The 17,414-nt window shown below is 62.2% G+C and carries 15 protein-coding genes and 1 pseudogene; 11 read left to right on the top strand and 5 right to left on the bottom strand.

What is annotated here, in order from left to right; translation table 11 throughout:
* From NCCP691_RS05200 to NCCP691_RS05250, 11 genes and pseudogenes are all read left to right on the top strand, one after another.
* A pseudogene (locus NCCP691_RS05200) lies at positions 1-184 on the top strand (phosphomannomutase/phosphoglucomutase); the annotation flags it as partial.
* A 179-nt stretch (positions 185-363) separates the two neighbouring features.
* Positions 364-2,010 (top strand): FAD-dependent oxidoreductase, encoded by a 1,647-nt coding sequence (locus NCCP691_RS05205; RefSeq protein WP_220807204.1) that lies wholly within the window; start codon positions 364-366, stop codon positions 2,008-2,010.
* A gap of 182 nt (positions 2,011-2,192) precedes the next feature.
* Positions 2,193-3,218, top strand: a complete 1,026-nt coding sequence (galE, locus tag NCCP691_RS05210; protein ID WP_220807205.1) for a UDP-glucose 4-epimerase GalE — start codon at positions 2,193-2,195, stop codon at positions 3,216-3,218.
* A gap of 18 nt (positions 3,219-3,236) precedes the next feature.
* Positions 3,237-4,097 (top strand): glycoside hydrolase family 16 protein, encoded by an 861-nt coding sequence (locus NCCP691_RS05215; RefSeq protein WP_238482326.1) that lies wholly within the window; start codon positions 3,237-3,239, stop codon positions 4,095-4,097.
* A 198-nt stretch (positions 4,098-4,295) separates the two neighbouring features.
* Entirely contained in the window at positions 4,296-5,999 is a 1,704-nt protein-coding gene (locus NCCP691_RS05220) for a glycoside hydrolase family 16 protein (protein WP_238482327.1), read from the top strand.
* A gap of 9 nt (positions 6,000-6,008) precedes the next feature.
* Positions 6,009-6,158, top strand: a complete 150-nt coding sequence (locus NCCP691_RS05225; protein ID WP_220807207.1) for a hypothetical protein — start codon at positions 6,009-6,011, stop codon at positions 6,156-6,158.
* 397 nt (positions 6,159-6,555) lie between these two features.
* The gene (locus tag NCCP691_RS05230; protein ID WP_238482328.1) at positions 6,556-7,224 is read left to right on the top strand and encodes a glycoside hydrolase family 16 protein; all 669 of its coding nucleotides are present in this window, start codon (positions 6,556-6,558) and stop codon (positions 7,222-7,224) included.
* A gap of 223 nt (positions 7,225-7,447) precedes the next feature.
* On the top strand, positions 7,448-8,434 hold the full coding sequence (locus tag NCCP691_RS05235; protein WP_220807209.1) for a glycoside hydrolase family 16 protein: 987 nt from the start codon (positions 7,448-7,450) through the stop codon (positions 8,432-8,434).
* A gap of 372 nt (positions 8,435-8,806) precedes the next feature.
* Entirely contained in the window at positions 8,807-9,907 is a 1,101-nt protein-coding gene (locus NCCP691_RS05240) for a GNAT family N-acetyltransferase (protein ID WP_220807210.1), read from the top strand.
* A gap of 159 nt (positions 9,908-10,066) precedes the next feature.
* Positions 10,067-11,203: a glycosyltransferase family 4 protein gene (locus NCCP691_RS05245; RefSeq protein WP_220807211.1), complete on the top strand. Its 1,137-nt coding sequence runs from the start codon at positions 10,067-10,069 to the stop codon at positions 11,201-11,203.
* 98 nt (positions 11,204-11,301) lie between these two features.
* A complete protein-coding gene (locus NCCP691_RS05250) occupies positions 11,302-12,063 on the top strand; it encodes a polysaccharide deacetylase family protein (protein WP_220807212.1) in 762 nt (253 codons plus the stop codon).
* Positions 12,064-12,183: 120 nt separating this feature from the next.
* On the opposite strand, the gene NCCP691_RS05255 is transcribed toward NCCP691_RS05250, so the two are convergent.
* The 5 genes from NCCP691_RS05255 to NCCP691_RS05275 form a co-directional block, all read right to left on the bottom strand.
* A complete protein-coding gene (locus tag NCCP691_RS05255; RefSeq protein ID WP_238482329.1) occupies positions 12,184-12,930 on the bottom strand; it encodes a WecB/TagA/CpsF family glycosyltransferase in 747 nt (248 codons plus the stop codon).
* The gene (locus NCCP691_RS05260; protein ID WP_220807213.1) at positions 12,923-14,110 is read right to left on the bottom strand and encodes a glycosyltransferase; all 1,188 of its coding nucleotides are present in this window, start codon (positions 14,108-14,110) and stop codon (positions 12,923-12,925) included. Before NCCP691_RS05260 ends, NCCP691_RS05255 begins: the two co-directional genes overlap by 8 nt.
* Before the next feature lie 434 nt (positions 14,111-14,544).
* Positions 14,545-15,405, bottom strand: a complete 861-nt coding sequence (locus NCCP691_RS05265) for a glycosyltransferase family 2 protein (RefSeq protein ID WP_220807214.1) — start codon at positions 15,403-15,405, stop codon at positions 14,545-14,547.
* Positions 15,402-16,163, bottom strand: a complete 762-nt coding sequence (locus NCCP691_RS05270) for a glycosyltransferase family 2 protein (RefSeq protein ID WP_220807215.1) — start codon at positions 16,161-16,163, stop codon at positions 15,402-15,404. Before NCCP691_RS05270 ends, NCCP691_RS05265 begins: the two co-directional genes overlap by 4 nt.
* Before the next feature lie 12 nt (positions 16,164-16,175).
* On the bottom strand, positions 16,176-17,405 hold the full coding sequence (locus NCCP691_RS05275) for a glycosyltransferase family 4 protein (RefSeq protein ID WP_220807216.1): 1,230 nt from the start codon (positions 17,403-17,405) through the stop codon (positions 16,176-16,178).
* Positions 17,406-17,414 lie beyond the last annotated feature (9 nt).

Consider the following 17,414-nt stretch of genomic DNA (forward strand, 5'->3'; position numbering starts at 1 on the left):
CGTGACCATCGACGGTTTGCGGGTCGAGTATGCGGACGGCTTCGGCCTGGCGCGCTCGTCCAACACCACGCCGGTGGTGGTGCTGCGCTTCGAGGGCGAGACCGATGCGGCGCTGGCGCGGATCCAGAGCGAATTCAAGCGTGTGATCCTGGCCACAAAGCCTGATGCCGTGCTCTCGTTCTGAAAACAATTTCTAACATTCGTCAACATGGAGTAACCCGCTGCAATTTATCTTGAAGTCAGACCATCAACTGCTTCAGGCGCATGGTGCCAGCACAGGGAGTATGGCAGGCACGCGCCGGCGCATTCGCTGACTCCGGGAATGCATGATCGGATTTCATTCATTGAAAGCATAAGAAAACAATGTTTATTGATACGAGACGAGTAGAACAGGGCTCTGTTGTCGAGAGCACAGTCTGCATCATCGGGGGCGGAGTGGCTGGAATCACTCTGGCGCTGGAGCTCGACAAGCAGGGGATCGATGTCGTGCTGCTCGAAAGCGGCGGTTTCGCGCCCGACGATGGGACGCGCGACTTGTATCGCGGCGAGGACGTCGGTGAATGGCGCTACAACTTCGCCGATGGCTGCCGCAGCCGCTTCCTCGGTGGCAGCAGCAATTGCTGGGGCGGCTGGTGCCGGCCCCTCGACCCGTGGGATTTCGAAAAGCGCCACTGGGTCGCGCACTCGGGCTGGCCTTTCGGCCTGGATGAGCTGCTTCCCTATTATGACCGCACGCACTCCCTGCTCAAGCTGGGGCCGAACAACTTCGATCCGGAATTCTGGGAACGTTCCATCGGTCGTCCCGACGTGCGCCGCATGCCGCTCACCAGCGGCAAGGTGCGCGACACGATCTCCCAGTTCAGCCCGCCCGCCCGCTTCGGCAAGATGTATCGGGAGGCGCTCAAGAACTCGCAGCGCATCCGCGTCTATCTCTATGCGAATGCGGTCAACATCGACAGCGACCGGCCGGCGCAGAACGTGACCCGGATCCAGGTCGCGACCCTGAGCGGCAAGCGCATCGAGGTGAAGGCGAAGCAGTACATCCTCGCCACCGGCGGCATCGAGAACGCGCGACTGCTGCTGGCATCGAACAAGGTGCAGCCGGGCGGGCTGGGCAACGGCAACGACCTGGTCGGCCGCTTCTTCATGGACCATCCGCGCCTCCTCACCGGTAATATCCGCTTTACCCGCGAATGGTCGCGGAACAAACTGTCGGACGTGAAGTATCACTACATGAACTCGGCGGTGGCGGCCCACGGCACCCATATCGCGCATCAGTTCGCGCTGACGCCCGAGACGCTGGAGCAGGAAGAGATTCTCAACGCCCGCGTCTGGTTCAACTCGATATTCCCCGGCGAGGGAAGCGACGGCGCCCAGGCACTCTTCCGCATCAAGCAGGCATTGCTGCAGAAGGACCAGCAGGACTGGAGTCTGACGAAAGACGTGCTGACGATGTTCTCGCATCCGCTTGATACGATCGGCTACGGCTACACCCGCCTGTTCCAGCCGCGCTGGCTGATCCAGGGGGTCAAGTTCCAGCTGATCGTCGAGCCGGAACCGGATCCGAACAGCCGCGTGATGCTGTCTCCTTCCCAGAAGGACCAGCTCGGCATGAACCGGGTCCGCGTCGACTGGCGTCTGACTTCCCGCGTACAGCGCACCTTCGACCGGACGCTTGCCATCCTGGCCGACGACATGCGGCGCAGCGGCGTGGCGGAAGTGGAGCTCGATCCGGAGATCGAGGGCAAGAAGTGGCCGTCCGACCTCGAGGGAACCTGGCATCACATGGGTACCACGCGCATGCACGACTCGCCGAAGCATGGCGTCGTCGACCGCAACTGCAAGGTGCACGGGATGAACAACCTCTACGTGGCCGGCAGTTCCGTGTTCCCGACCTGCGGCGCAAACTTCCCGACGATCACGCTGGCCGCGCTCGCCTTCCGTCTCGCGGATCACCTGGCGCGCGAGATGAAGACGCCGGCCACGCAACTCACGATGGAGGCGGCATAAGATTACGCCGGGGCGCCGAGAGCCCTGCCCGCGCCGCCGGTTGCGGCGATGCAGGAGCCGCGGCGGAACAAGCGTAAACTATGGGGTTTTCTGGCGCGGAAGCCGGCGCTATCCGACTTGCGGGCCAGGACTCCGATTAATCTGGTCGAGCACCCGCGACCACCTCCAACTGGAAATCCTGCATGAAGAATCAAAAGACAGTCCTGGTAACCGGCGCGGCCGGCTACATCGGGTCGCATACCTGCGTCGAACTGCTTGCCTCCGGCTACGCAATCGTGGCACTGGACAACCTGTGCAACAGCTCGCGCGAGTCGCTGCGGCGGGTCGAGGAAATTTCCGGGCAGGCGATCCCGTTCTACGAAGCCGACATCCGGGACCGGGCAGCCGTCGAGCGCGTGCTGGCGAGCCACCGCATCGATGCGGCGATTCATTTCGCGGGACTCAAGGCCGTCGGCGAGTCGGTACAGCAGCCCCTCGCGTATTTCGAGAACAACGTCGCCGGCACGGTCGCGCTGCTGCAGGCACTGGGGCAGGCGGGGGCAAAGAAATTCCTGTTCAGCTCCTCGGCCACGGTTTATGGCGATCCCGAATCCGTGCCGATCAGGGAAACGGCAAGACTGTCGACGACGAATCCTTACGGCCGCTCCAAGCTGATGGTCGAGCAGATTCTCGAAGATCTGTCGGCGTCCGACGCCAGCTGGGCCATCGGCGCGCTCCGCTATTTCAATCCCGTCGGCGCCCACCCGAGCGGCCGGATCGGTGAAGATCCGCGTGGCGTTCCGAACAACCTGATGCCCTACATCGCCCAGGTCGCGGTCGGTCGGCGCGAACGGCTCTCGGTATTCGGCAACGACTATCCGACACCGGATGGTACCGGGGTACGCGACTACATTCACGTGGTCGATCTCGCGCGCGGCCATGTCGCGGCCCTCGACGAACTGTTCCGCTCCGAGCGGGGCTTCACCGTCAATCTCGGTACCGGGCAGGGCTATAGCGTGCTGGAGATGGTGCGGGCCTTCGAGCAGGCGAGCGGCAGACAGGTGCCGTATCAGATCGTCAGCCGCAGGCCGGGCGACATCGCCGTCTGCTACGCCGATCCGGCCAGGGCAGAGTCATTGCTCGGCTGGCGCGCGACCAAGGGGCTGCAAGAGATGTGCGCCGATCACTGGCGCTGGCAAAGCACCAATCCGAACGGATTCGGCGCCTAGCAAAACGAGGAGGGGGAGATGCTCAAGACAAAGGCTGTCCTGCGTGCCGCGACCTTCAGTGTCTGCGCTACGCTTAGTGTCACCGCATGCGGTCAGGAGCCCGCTTTCGACGAGCGCACGCTGATGGCGGCGAAGACGCTCGCGGCCAAGAAGAAAGAGTCGTCTTCCCGCACCCCCTTCGGACAGAAGGCCGAAGACTATGTGCTGACCTTCGCCGACGAGTTCGATCGCTACGATCCCGCGGTTTGGAACGACCATATCTGGTACGAGAAATCCAATCCGACGCGCAACTACACCGTCGAGGGCGGCAAGCTCAAGATCTGGCCCCAGCGCGATGCGACGGGCAAGTTCTTCAACCGCACCATCGACACCGACGGCAAGTTCGAACAGCGCTACGGATATTTCGAGATCGAGGCAAAGCTCCCCCGGGGCAAAGGAACGTGGCCCGCGTTCTGGCTGTTTGCGCATCCCGGCAACCGTCGCCCGGAAATCGATGTGATGGAAGCGTATGCGGGTGGCGTGGATCCGTGGGGATTCGTGGATGCCGACGGCGTGGCGAGGCCGCGCGCATACGGCGTGACGGTCTGGTACGACGAAGGCGCGCAGGCTGGCAAGCTGCAGTACGACACCGGCAAGGACCTCTCGGCGGGATTCCACAAATATGCGGTGAAGTGGGAGCCGCATCAGCAGACCTTCTACTTTGACGGGAAGCCTATTCATACCGTCAAGGCTGCCATCAACGACAAGCTGTATCTGATGCTCGACCTCTGGTTCGGCAGTTCAAGCGGCGATCCCGACGAAACCACACCGCAGGGCAAGTCCAACTCTTTCGAAATCAATTACATCCGTGCATGGCAGTTCCGCCATCACATGGAGTAGGCATCCTGGCTGTTCATCGGCTTGCCCTTGTAATTGTTTCCGGTTGTAACCTTTTCGGCTTCCCGCACTATATGTAGCAAGGAAAATCTTCCACAGATTTTGTAATGATTTCCGGAACCATTTCTTCATAGAAATGCTCGTAGGAAAGCCTCGCCCATCACGACAATGGGGCGAGAATTTTCTAGGAAGGAAATCACCTTGTTCAATCTGTCATTCCATCGTCAATCGGCTGCCGCGCTGTCCTGCGCCGCCGCCGCTGTTCTGTTGGCCGCCTGCGGTGGCGGCTCGGGCGAGGACAGCGCCGAAACCGCATCGGCCTCGGCTGGCGGGGCAACTCAACTCGCTGCCACCACCACCGTCACCACCTGGACCAAGTGCGCCAATGAGTATCAGACCTGCTCCTTCTCCGGTACTCGTCAGGTGCGCTATGGCCTGAACGGCAAGTTTGCGACGCGTACGGCAACCGGCTCGATCGCCTGCAACAACGAAGTGTTTGGCGATCCCGCTCCCGGCGCCGACAAGATCTGCGAATACGCGACGACGACCACCACGACGACGCCTTCGCCCGCTCCTGCACCCGCTCCGGCCCCGGCGCCTGCACCTGCGCCCACAACCAGCACCACGACGTGGACCCGTTGCGCGACCGAGAACAGCACCTGCAACTTCAGCGGCACCAAGCAGGTGCGTTATGGCCTGAGCGGCAAATGGGCATATCGTACGGCCACCGGCACGATCGCCTGCAACAATAATGTCTTCGGCGATCCGGCTCCGGGCGCGGACAAGGTTTGCGATGTCGCTACGACGACTTCCGCGCCGGCTCCGGCACCCGCTCCGGCTCCGGCGCCTGCTCCGGCACCCGCACCCGCACCCGCACCCGCACCCGCACCCGCACCCGCACCCGCACCCGCACCCGCACCCGCACCCGCACCCGCACCGACCACTTCCAGCTGGACCCGCTGCGCGACCGAGTACGGCACCTGCAGCTTCAGCGGTACCCGCCAGGTTCGTTATGGATTGAACAGCACCTGGGCCTACCGCACCGCGACCGGCTCCGTCGCCTGCAGCAACGATGTCTTCGGCGACCCGCTGCCTGGCGCTGACAAGGTTTGCGAATATGCGGGCACGACCAGCACGACTGCGCCCGCACCGGCACCTGCGCCGGCCCCGGCACCCGCACCCGCACCCGCACCGAGCGGCACTCCGGTCCCGTACGGCCAGGACGCAAGCGCTTATACGCTGAGCTTCAACGAAGAGTTCAACAGCTATAACACCAGCCTGTGGAACGACCATATCTGGTACGAGACTTCCAACGCGACGAAGAACTACACGGTCGAGGATGGCAAGCTCAAGATCTGGCCGCAGCGCGACGCCTCGGGCAACTTCTTCAACCGCACCATCGACACCGACGGCAAGTTCTACCAGACCTATGGCTACTTCGAGGTGGAAGCCAAGCTGCCGGTCGGCAAGGGCACCTGGCCCGCATTCTGGCTGTTCAACCATATCGGCAGCCGCCGTCCGGAAATGGACGTGATGGAAGCGTACGCCGGCGGTGCCGCGCCGTGGGGCTTCAACGTCAATGGCGTGGCCCATCCGCAGGCCTACGCGCCGACGGTATGGAAGGGCGACTACGAAGGCCAGCTGGTCGGCTCCCGCCAGTACGACACCGGCATGGACCTGTCCGCCGGCTTCCACAAGTACGCGGTGAAGTGGGAACCGAACAAGCAGACCTACTACTTCGACGGCAAGGAAGTGCTGGTGCTGAACGTGAGCATGGGCGACCCGATGTACCTGATGCTCGACCTCTGGTTCGGCAGCGCCTCCGGCACCCCCGACAATTCGACCCCCCAGGGCAAGTCGAACTCCTTCGAAGTCAACTACGTGCGCGCCTGGCGATTCAAATAAGGTTGACGCATGAACATTGAGCGAGGCGTCCGCCTTGCCCAAGCAACAAGGCCGATGGAGACATCGGCCTTTTTATTGCTGGGCGATCATCATGGCGCCCCGAAACCGGGGTTATTTTCACTGGAAATCGTTGCCCTGAAAAAAGGGCAACCGGATTAGGAAGCCACCAAAACGAAAAGTTCAACAAAGCAAGAAAAAACCTTCTTTTATGCATTTCTCCGGAACCATTTTCCCGGGGGTAAGCTCTGAACGTGCGTTGCCAGTGAGGATCATTGGCTACCATCAACCAGTTAAAAGAGGAACTGCTTTGTTTAATTTCACCGATTACCGCTCCGCTATTTCCACTCTGTGTTGCGCCTGCGCTACGGCTCTCCTCACCGCTTGCGGCGGTGGCGGTGGTGGCAGCTCCACCGAAGCAGCACAAACTTCGGCTGCATCCGGTTCTTCCCCTACTGTGACAGCATCGTCTGCCGCTACCGGCGATACCCCCACCTCGGCAATTCCTGAGTCCACTCAAGCCTCCGGCCCTTACGGCCAGGACGCCAGCGCTTATACCTTGACCTTCAACGAAGAGTTCAACAGCTATAACAGCGGCCTCTGGAATGACCACATGTGGTACGAGACTTCCAACCCGACGAAGAACTACGCCGTCGAAGATGGCAAGCTCAAGATCTGGCCGCAGCGCGACGCCTCGGGCAACTTCTTCAACCGCACCATCGACACCGACGGCAAGTACTACCAGACCTATGGCTACTTCGAGATCGAAGCCAAGCTGCCGGTCGGTAAGGGCACCTGGCCCGCATTCTGGCTGTTCAACCACATCGACCACCGCCGCCCCGAGATGGACGTGATGGAAGCCTATGCCGGCGGTGCCGCACCGTGGGGCTTTGAAGTCGACGGCGTGGCGCATCCGCAAGCCTACGCACCGACGGTATGGAAGGGCGACGCCGAAGGCCAGCTGGTCGGCACCCGCCAGTACGACACCGGTACCGATCTGTCCGCCGGCTTCCACAAGTACGCGGTGAAGTGGGAACCGAACAAGCAGACCTACTACTTCGATGGCAAGGAAGTGCTGACGGTGAACGTGACCATGACCGATCCGATGTACCTGATGCTCGATCTCTGGTACGGCAGCGCCTCGGGCACGCCGGATGATTCGACCCCCCAGGGCAAGTCGAACTCCTTCGAAGTCAACTACGTGCGCGCCTGGCAGTTCAAGAAGTAAGCGCGACAACACTCCGCATGAAAGGGCCGGCCCGCAAGCCGGCCCTTTTTCATTTCGCGATTGCCGAGTTGTGTTGTTTTTTTGTCGGCAAAGCGCAGAAGTAAGCTGAAAAATCACCTCATTTTCTTGACAGAAAGCCGGAACCAATTCCAACGGGCAATGCTCAGATACAACGTTGCTGCCGAGAATTGAGCGCAGCTTGTTAGATTCGGAAAGGTCCACCATGCAGAAGTCAGTTATCCAGCAGTTCAAACTCTCCACGCTCACCTGTGTTTGCAGCGCCGTCCTGCTTGCCGCTTGCGGCGGTGGCGGTGGCTCCGGCACCACCGAGCCTGCAGCCTCCCAGGCTTCGGTGCAGGGCACCGCGGCCGTGGCAACCGAGAGCGCCGCTGCGGAAACTGTCGCGGGTGACACCAGTGCCGGCGCGAGCAGCGACAAGGCCGACGCCTCCGGCGAGAGCGCAGCCACCCCGAGCGCCAACACCTCGGGCAGCGAACAGGCATCGGCTCCCGTGCCCTATGGCCAGGACGCCAGCGCCTACACGCTGAGCTTCAGCGAAGAATTCAATACCTACAACACGAACCTGTGGAACGACCACATGTGGTACGAGGGTTCCAATCCGACGAAGAACTACACCGTCGAAGATGGCATGCTCAAGATCTGGCCGCAGCGCGACGCCTCGGGCAACTTCTTCAACCGCACCATCGACACCGACGGCAAGTACTACCAGACCTATGGCTACTTCGAGATCGAAGCCAAGCTGCCGGTCGGTAAGGGCACCTGGCCCGCATTCTGGCTGTTCAACCACATCGACCACCGCCGCCCCGAGATGGACGTGATGGAAGCCTATGCCGGCGGTGCCGCACCGTGGGGCTTTGAAGTCGACGGCGTGGCGCATCCGCAAGCCTACGCACCGACGGTATGGAAGGGCGACGCCGAAGGCCAGCTGGTCGGCACCCGCCAGTACGACACCGGTACCGATCTGTCCGCCGGCTTCCACAAGTACGCGGTGAAGTGGGAACCGAACAAGCAGACCTACTACTTCGATGGCAAGGAAGTGCTGACGGTGAACGTGACCATGACCGATCCGATGTACCTGATGCTCGATCTCTGGTACGGCAGCGCCTCGGGCACGCCGGATGATTCGACCCCCCAGGGCAAGTCGAACTCCTTCGAAGTCAAGTATGTTCGCGCCTGGCAGTTCAAGTAAGCTGCTCGGAACGAAAGAGAATGCCGGCCACGTGGCCGGCATTTTTTTTGTCCGGTCGCCGCAGTGGCCGAGCGCTTCGAACGCGCCGGCAGGAATCGCCCACGAGAACCTCGTTTGGTGCTCATCAAACGAGTGAGCACAACCTCGCAGGCAAGGGATTTCGGCGTGAGAAGCAGATGTCTGACCTGCAGAGTGGGAGCAGGCTGAACCTGGCCGTGTGCCAGCGTATGGCATGTGCATGTGGACGATGTTGCGAACGCATTCGAAAGGTGGGCATGTATTTCGCATACGACCGTCCATGTAATGCGCTCTCGGTCCAGGAACGCATTCCGGGTGTCTCATTCATTAAGCCAATGTGGTGACAGCGAGAACATGGAAGCCAATAAGAACAGCATCATCTGCTACGAAAACGAAGTGCCTTCATTTGTCGAATCCGAAGTGGAGGGCTTGTACGGCAATATCTTTTCCTCTCTGATAGAGTTCAGGATCTACGGTTGGCAGGCGGGCGCAACGAGCACTTATGTGGCACGGTGCGGAGACAAAGTTCGCGCGATCTTTCTATTCGAGCGAAAACACGGAAGCGTTCGTGTGCTCAATGAAGCCATTCGCGTCGGAAGGGAAGAGATGGACTGCTTCTCGAACTATATCTTCGAGCGCTATCCGGACGTGCACGTCATCAGTTTCAAGGCAATCGAAACCGACGTCGAGACCTTGCCCTATCCGTATCAGCGTTTCAATCATCTCGAAGACATCACGCTCGCACTGCCTGACTCGCCGGACGCGTATCTCGCGGCGCTCGGCAAGAACACGCGCCGCAACATCAAGCGCTACGGAGACAGGTTGCGCAAGTCGTTCCCTGATTGCCGGTTCGAAGTCTTCACCGAGGAGGCCATCCCCGAGCATCACATACGCACGCTCATCGGCTTCAACCGTACACGGATGGCGAACAAGAACATCGCCTCCGCCATCGACGAAGATGAAACGCGCCGCATCGTCGCGCTTGCCCGTGCGTGTGGGGTGGCCGGCATCATGACGATAGACGGTGAAGTGGTCGCGGGGGCGATTGCCTATCGCGCAGGGCGAAACTACTTCCTCAACATCCTGGCGCACGATCCGCGTTACGACGATCACTGGGTCGGCTTCCTCTGCTGCTACGAGACCATAAGGGAATGCATTCGGCGCGGCGGCAAGGAATTCCACTTTCTCTGGGGACGCTACGATTACAAGTTCGCGCTCGGCGCCGTTCAGCGCGACCTCGACAACGTGACCATCTACCGATCGCGCCTGCAATTCCTGCTGAACGGCCGCGTCGCCTGGCGCCAGGCCGCGGAGGGCTACCGCCGGCAAGCCAAGGTCTGGGTGAAGTACCAGGATGCGCTGCTGCCGAAAACGATCCGGAACTGGGTCGAACGCGGCCGGGATCTGCGGCGGATGGCCGCCGAAATGCTGCCGCGGGGGCGCACCCCCGCCTGATCACGGAGGGGGCTAAGGTGGCATGACATTGCTCAGTTTCACCACGGTGGGAGTCCTATACACTGCGGCAACATGAGGAAGAGGCATCGAGGCTGCGGCGGGCCTGCCTCTCTTGATTTTCGTCATTTGTCGCAACTTCATTCCCACTACCATTAGCGCATGTTAAAAATAGCAATTGTCACGAACGAGCCGCCGCCGTATCGCATCCCCGTGTTCAACCGCATTGCGGCGGCCGCGGGCGTGCAACTGCAGGTAATTTTTTGTGCGCGCCGCGAACCCAACCGGCACTGGGATCTGCCGGTTTTCGAATTCGACCATCGCTTCCTCCGCGAGCGCATTACGACGGTCAAGGGCAGGTACATCCACAACAACCCGGATGTGGTGCCCGCGCTGAGCCGCTTCGGTCCCGACGTGATCGTCACCGACGGCCTCAATCCGACCCAGATCTATGCGTTCGGATACGCCTTCCTCAAGCGGATTCCGCATGTGCCGCTGACGGATGGCACCGACATGTCCGAGCGTGATCTCAGCCGCGTCCACAAGCTGGTGCGGCGCATCGTCTATGGCCGGTCCGCCGCCTTCCTCTCCGCGAGCGACGGCGGCCAGCGGCTGTTCGAGAGCTATGGTGCGGATCCGGGCAAGTGCTATCGTTCCTATCTGTGCATCGACAACGATGCCTACCGGCGCGAGCCGGAGCCCGCGGCGAAGCCCTACGATTTCATCTTCTGCGGTCGCATGGTTCCTGAAAAGGGACCCCGGTTTGCGCTGGACGTGGCGGCGCGGGTGGCACGGCGGCTGGGCAGGAAAGTCGGCATCCTGTACGCGGGATCGGGCAGCGAAGAGGCCGCGGTGCGGCAGGCGGCCGAATCATTGCGGGAGTTCGTACACGCCGATTTCCATGGCTTCGCGAAGCAGGCTGAATTGCCGGCATTGTACAAGTCGGCGCGCATTTTCCTGTTCCCGACGTCGGCCGACGTATGGGGTGTGGTGGCGAATGAAGCATGCGCGGCCGGACTGCCCGTCATCGTCAGCCCGCATGCCGGTGTCGCCGGCGAACTGATCGTCGACGGCGAGAACGGATATGTCTGTCCGCTGGAGGCGGATGTCTGGGCGGAAAAGGCGACGGCGCTGCTTGCCGATCCCGCCCGCCTCTCGGCCTACGCCCAGCGCAGCCTGTCGCTGGTGAGGGAATACTCTTTCGATAATGCCGCCGACGGCCTCGTCCAGGCGTGCAAGCGGGCGGTTTCTCATGGGCAGCCGGGCGCGGACCGGCGGCCTGCAGGCAAAACGCTCTGAACCGCACCGCGCGGGGAGCATCCAACTTTGAAGAAAGAATACATGGGCGGCTGCCTCCGCTTGCGGAGCAGATATACCGTTCAGAGGCGGAGCGAGTGATGGAAACCGTATTTACCTGTTCAATCGATGACGGACACCCGTCGGACATGAAGACCGCGGAACTCTTGCACAAGCATGGGCTACGCGGGACCTTTTTCGTGCCTATCCGAAACTGCGAAGGAGACCAGGTCCTCGCCGATGCGGGTATCCGGGAGCTTGGCAGGCATTTCGAGATCGGTTCCCACACGATGGACCACCGCTACCTGAAAAAGGTCGATATCTGGCATGCCTATCATCAGATCAGCGATGGCAAGGCGCGCCTGGAAGATATCCTCGGGGTCAGGGTCAACGGTTTCTGCTATCCGGGCGGGCGCTACACAAACCGGGATGTCGAACTCGTCAGGGCATGTGGATTCACCTACGCGAGGACCACCATGAACCTGCGCTTCGACGCGGGACGCCTGCCCTACGAGATGCCGACCACGCTGCAGCTGTACCCGCATGATCGCGCGGTCTACCTGCGCAACTTCGCCGGGTCGGGGGAGTGGGTGCAACGCCTCGAGGGACTCAGGCTCGCGTTGTCGCGCGAGGACTGGATTCAGCGTCTCTATACGATGTTCGACCATGCCTGCCACCATGGCGGCATCTTCCATCTGTGGGGGCATTCGAAGCAGTTCGACGAGCTCAATGCCTGGGAAGAGATCGACAGCTTCTTCGCCCATGTTGCCGCCCGTATCCCATTCCAGAACCGGCTGACGAACGAGCAGCTGGCGGTTCGAACCCACTATCTGTCGTCGCCCGCGCTGGCCAAGTCGGCCTGACGGCACGGGGCAAGGCCGGTACATCCGGCCGGATTTCCACGGTCTGCCCGGTGCGTTCTTCGTGCACGCAACGGCGAGGCGCTTTCCTTTCCAGGGTGCGCCTCGCGGCACGTTGTCGTCTCAGGTTTCGCCCGCTGGCAGCTTGGCCTGCACGTACTGGCGAATCAGGCCGATCACGAAAAGCGTATTGGTTACCGCATACCGCTTGAACAGGCGACGCGGTTCTGATCCGAGCCGATAGAGCCACTCAAGACCGTTCTTTTGCCACCAGAGAGGCGCGCGCCGGATGACCCCGGCATGGTAGTCGAAGGCCGCACCGACACCGATCATGACGGCGTTGATGCGCCCGCGGTGCTCGGCCATCCATTTTTCCTGCTTGGGACAGCCCAGACCCACGAATACGACGTTGGCGCCGCTGGCGTTGATCTCCTTGACGATGGCGTCGTCCTCTTCCCGGGACAGCGGCCTGAATGGCGGCGAGTACGTGCCGCCGATCTGCAGCCTTGGAAAATCGCGCGCCAGGGCCAGCCTGAGCTTGGCGAGGGTCGTGTCGGTGCTGCCGTAGAAGAAGACGACCTGGCCGAGCCTCTCCGCCTCCTTCAGGTACTTCATCATCAGGTCCGGGCCGTTGATGCGCTCCTGCGCCGAATGTCCCATCCGCCGCAGCGTCCATGCGATCGGAGCACCGTCGGCCGTCGCCATGTCGGCATTGTTCACGGCGATCTTGAACTCGACGTCCTGTGTCGTCGTCACCACCGAATGGACATTGCAGATGCAAACGTATCGCGATTCATGCGCCGCCCCCCAGTTGGTGATGCGGGTGAGGGCTTCATCCCAGGTTACGGCATCGATGAATGCCTCAAGCACAGGCTGGCCGGCTCGCGGTATCACGTTTGCGTCGTAGTGTTGAAATTGCATCTTCATAGATTTCCATCAGCTGTTCATAGTTGCGCTCAGGCGTGTACTTCGCCTCGTACTCTGCTCGTGCTGCCCGGCCCATGCGCATCATTTCCTCGGGGTGCGCTTCGGCCCAGGCCATCTTGTCCGCCAGGTCGGCCGCATCGCCCGGGTTGAACAGCAGCCCGGTGACCCCGTCCCTGACGATGTCGGCAAGCGAGCCCAGGCGGCTGGCGATGACCGGCAAGCCGCAGGAATAGGCCTCGACGATCGTGCGCGGCGAGTTTTCGTAGCAGATGCTGGGCAGGACCAGGTAGGCCGCGGTTTCCATCCGCGTCATGATCTCGTCGAGGGGGCGGAAGCCGAGCCACCGCGTGCCGAAGGTATCGCGTGCAATCCCCTCAAGCGGGCCGCCGCCGATCACGTCGATATCCAGACCCGGGCGCAGCCGGAATGCGTTGGCGAGGACCTCCAGGCCTTTCTCCGAGGAGAGGCGGCCGACATACATGCCGCCGGTGCGCTTGTGCCATTGCGGGGACCGTGAAGATGCAACGAAATTGGGCTTGATGCGAAACCGGTCGGCCGGCAGTCCGCCTTCCACATACTTCGACAGTGCGAATTCGTTGAGCGCGATGTAGCGCGTGACCTGGCTTCTGTAGGTGCCGATCGCGCGATGGACGGTCAGCATGCCCGCCAGCACCGCGGTCTGCGCGGCCGACTGGCGATAGCACTTGCGCGTGACGGCCCGCCACGGAAGCTTGCCCAGGCAGTCCTCGCAGATCTTTTCCTCGCGCAGAAAAATCGCTTGCGGGCACAGGAGGCGGAAGTTGTGGAGCGTCTGTACCACGGGTATGTCCAGGCGCGATGCCGCCCAGTACAGGGAGGGGGAGATCAGCGGGAAGGTGTTGTGCACGTGGATGATCTCCGGCTTGAAGCGGTCACAGATATCCTTCAGGTCGCGCGGACTGCGCATTGACCATACCGTCGTCGAGGCCGCCTGCACCTTCGGCATGCCGTTCAGCTCGTCGTTGTGAACCTGGTACATCTCGACCGTGTGGCCGCGGGACCGCAGAAGCTCGACTTCCGCTTCGACGACGACGTCTTCGCCGCCGCGATGTTGATAGGCATTGTGGGCGACAAGAATTCTCATGGATTTCGCGCTTTCCGCACCCCAGGTGCGATGCCGTGCATGCTGCTCCCGTAGCAGGCATCGCAAGAGCATCCGCTGCCGGCGACTCGCGCTGACCTGCGTCCAAGGGCGAACGCGCCGGCTGCCGGCGCCGCGTCGGGGCACAGGCCACGATGCAGCGCGATGTTTGAGATGGCCGTAGCCTTTTGCATGCTGTACTCCGGTACCGTGCGCGGGAGATTCCCGCGCGCGGTCTGTTTATGTCGTCTGTTTTTTTCCGCGAACAGTGATCGCCGCAAGTTCTTCATGCATTGTGATGGCGACGGCAGCCGGCAGTGCTGCAAAAATCAAACAGATTTCAATCGTCGCCAGACGACTTTGTAAAAATTCTTATACGTCGCTTCATCCTTGCACTGCACGCTCTGCCGTCCTGAGCGGTCGCGGCCCACACGGCGCTACGACTGGTGTGTCCGGCGCCAGCCGAGCAGTCCGTCGATTCGCCCGCGCATGGTCGCGTAGCCGAGCGCTAGCTCGGCGCCGAACGTGCCTTTCAGCACCGGCCTGAGCAGCGGGGCCGCCAGCCCGCGCAGGATGACCCACAAGGGGAGCTGGTGCTTGGCATACAGGGCACCCGTGCCGCGGGCGCGATGACGCACAGCCAGCTTCGTCGTCGGCGTGGCAACCGGCTTTTGAGGATTCACCGCATGGTGCACTTCGCCCAGCGGCTCATAGGTGAACAGAGCGCCTGCGCGCAGTGCGCGCATGACGAAGTCGGTTTCCTCGCCTGCACCGAACCACTGTCCCACGCCCAGCCTGGCGTCGAAGCCGCCGATATCCTTGAAGAGCTTGCGTTCGCAGAACAGGGTGATGGAGCTGACGGGAACATCGCGGAAAGCCCGTGAACGCTCCCAGGACAGATCGGCCGGACTGAGCGGCTGTTCATTCTGTTCGACCCAGCGGACGATGATGCCCGCCGGCTTGTCGCCTGCGCCATAGCGCGCCGCAACATGCTCGAGCAGGCGCGGCGAATACCAGCAATCGTCGTCCGGAAAGCCGATCCATCGACCGCGCGCGGCTTCGATTCCGACATTCCTTGCGGCAGCGAGATTCGCGGGACGGTGGCGAAGGTGACGGACAGCCACGCCGAGATAACGGGCGCGGTCGAGGTGCGGCAGCAGGCGGTCGTCATCGTTCTGGTCGACGACGATGACCTCGAAATTGCTGAAGGTCTGCGCCGCCAGTGATTCGAACAGGCGGGCAAGCTCGTCGGTGCGGCCGACGGTGGCGAGGATGAGGGAAATCTCGGGCGTTCTCATGCATGTCCTTTCGCATTGATTACACGCTGACGACGAACGAAATACCTTGCGTAGTGGGCAAGGCGGCTGACCGGGTTGTACCCTGCGTATTTGAGGCGAACCCGGAAATCCTCCGCCATCGCCGCCAGCCGGGTGCGCGACGAGCTGGAGAGGCTGCCCTCGTGTTCACGGAAAGCGGTGAGGGGTTCGTCGAGCTGCACCGGGTCGTGCATCCTGCCGATCTTCAGCCAGAGGTCGTAGTCCATCGCATACTTGAGGCCGGTGTCGAAGCCCCCGGCGCGCAGCATCAGATCGCGCCGGACGAAGGTCGCCGGATGCGGGATGAAGTTGCCGCGCAAAAGGCTACTGTAGCTGTAGCGCGGCGCGATGTAGTCGTCCGCGTGGAGCTTGCCGTCGATGCAGGTCATGGTGCGACCGAACAGCCAGCTCCTGCCGCTTTCCTGCAGGTGACGGGCGACGCGGGAAAGCACGTCCGGCTGGAGATAGTAGTCGTCCGAGTGCAGGTAGGCGATCACGTCCCCGGTCGCGATGCGCAGGCCCTCGTTCATCGCGCGGCTGACGCCGCCGCGCACGTTTTCGAGTAGCCGGTAGCTGCGTGGCAGGGCCGCGATCTGCTCCAGCGTGCCGTCGGTCGAGCCGCCGTCCACGAAGATGTATTCGATATCGGGGTAGTCCTGGCTGAGCAGGGAGGCAATCGATTCGTGCAGATATGCCTTGCTGTTCCAGGTGCAGGTGATGACAGAGAATTTGAGCGCCATGAGTGGAGCCTTTCAGCGTATGGTTTGGCCGGTCGGCAAACGATAGATATCCAATAATTGCTGCACCGCGCGCTCCGCGCCCGCGGCCTCCAGCGGCGGTCTGCCGAAGGACAGGCTGCGTGGCACGGTCAGCAGATCCCCGACAAGCGATCGCATGTCTGCATGGAGGCGAAGTTGTCCCGGCGCCGACTGGTAGACGGCCAGTTCGGGCGTGGCGCCGATCGCCAGGGCAAATACAGGTTTGCCCAGCATCAGGCCTTCGAGCGTGGTGGAGCCGAAGGCCTCCTCCAGCAGGGAAGGCATGACGACCGCGCTGGCAGCGGCGGCGACTTCCAGTGTTCGTTCAGGTGTGCACCAGCCGAGGAAGCGGACCCGCTCGCCTTCGAAACGGGCTCGCAGCCGCTGCTCGTCGGGACCGTCGCCGGCGACGGTCACCACCATGTCGTCGTCCATCCGCGGGACGAGTTCGGAAAGGAACGCTTCGATGCCCTTGGCTTCGTAGATCTTGCCGGCGACGGCGATGTGGAATGCGCCGCCCCGCACGACGGGAGAAGCGGCCGCCTGGGCGTTCTGCAGCATCGCGACATCGACGAAGTTGTGCACCGTATGACCCCAGGGGCCCTTGCCGGCGACCCGCTCGAAGTTGCGCTGCAGCAGATCGGAAACGAACACCGTCTTGTGCTTCCTGAATCCGTCCGCCACCTGCTGCCGGAAACGCACAACGGCGGTGGTGGAAGCCGCGCGCTGCAGCGCGTTGGGGCGCGGCGTCATGCAGGCGGCGCAGTGTTCCGCGTCGGTCAGATCGCAGATCTTGCCGTCGCGGAAACGGGTGAATGCCAGGCAGTCGCTGCCCTGGTCATGGCGCGTCTGCACGAAGTTCACATGGGGCGGGAGGAAGGCCGCCATGTTCGGAAAGTGGCCGTGGTAGTGGACTACGTCATAGTTCGCGGCGCGGCGCATGATGATGCGGGCGAAGCGTTTGGCGATGACGGTCCGCTTGAGCGGCATGTACACGCCCAGGCGGCCTTCTTTCCAGCCGGCGTTCTGCCCATGGAGCTCGCCGAAGAAGCGCCCGCCGAAGATGCCTTCATCGCCGGCGACCTCGATCGGATGCTGGTCGCCTCCGAGTATGTCCACCTGGTGGCCTGCGCGGACCAGGGCACGGGCGAGGTTGAGCGCATGCTTGGCAAGGCCGCCCATGCTCGGATAGGGAATGTCTTCACTGACGATCAGGACGCGCATGATGCAGCC

Source organism: Noviherbaspirillum aridicola (assembly GCF_019656455.1).
Taxonomy (GTDB): domain Bacteria; phylum Pseudomonadota; class Gammaproteobacteria; order Burkholderiales; family Burkholderiaceae_D; genus Noviherbaspirillum; species Noviherbaspirillum aridicola.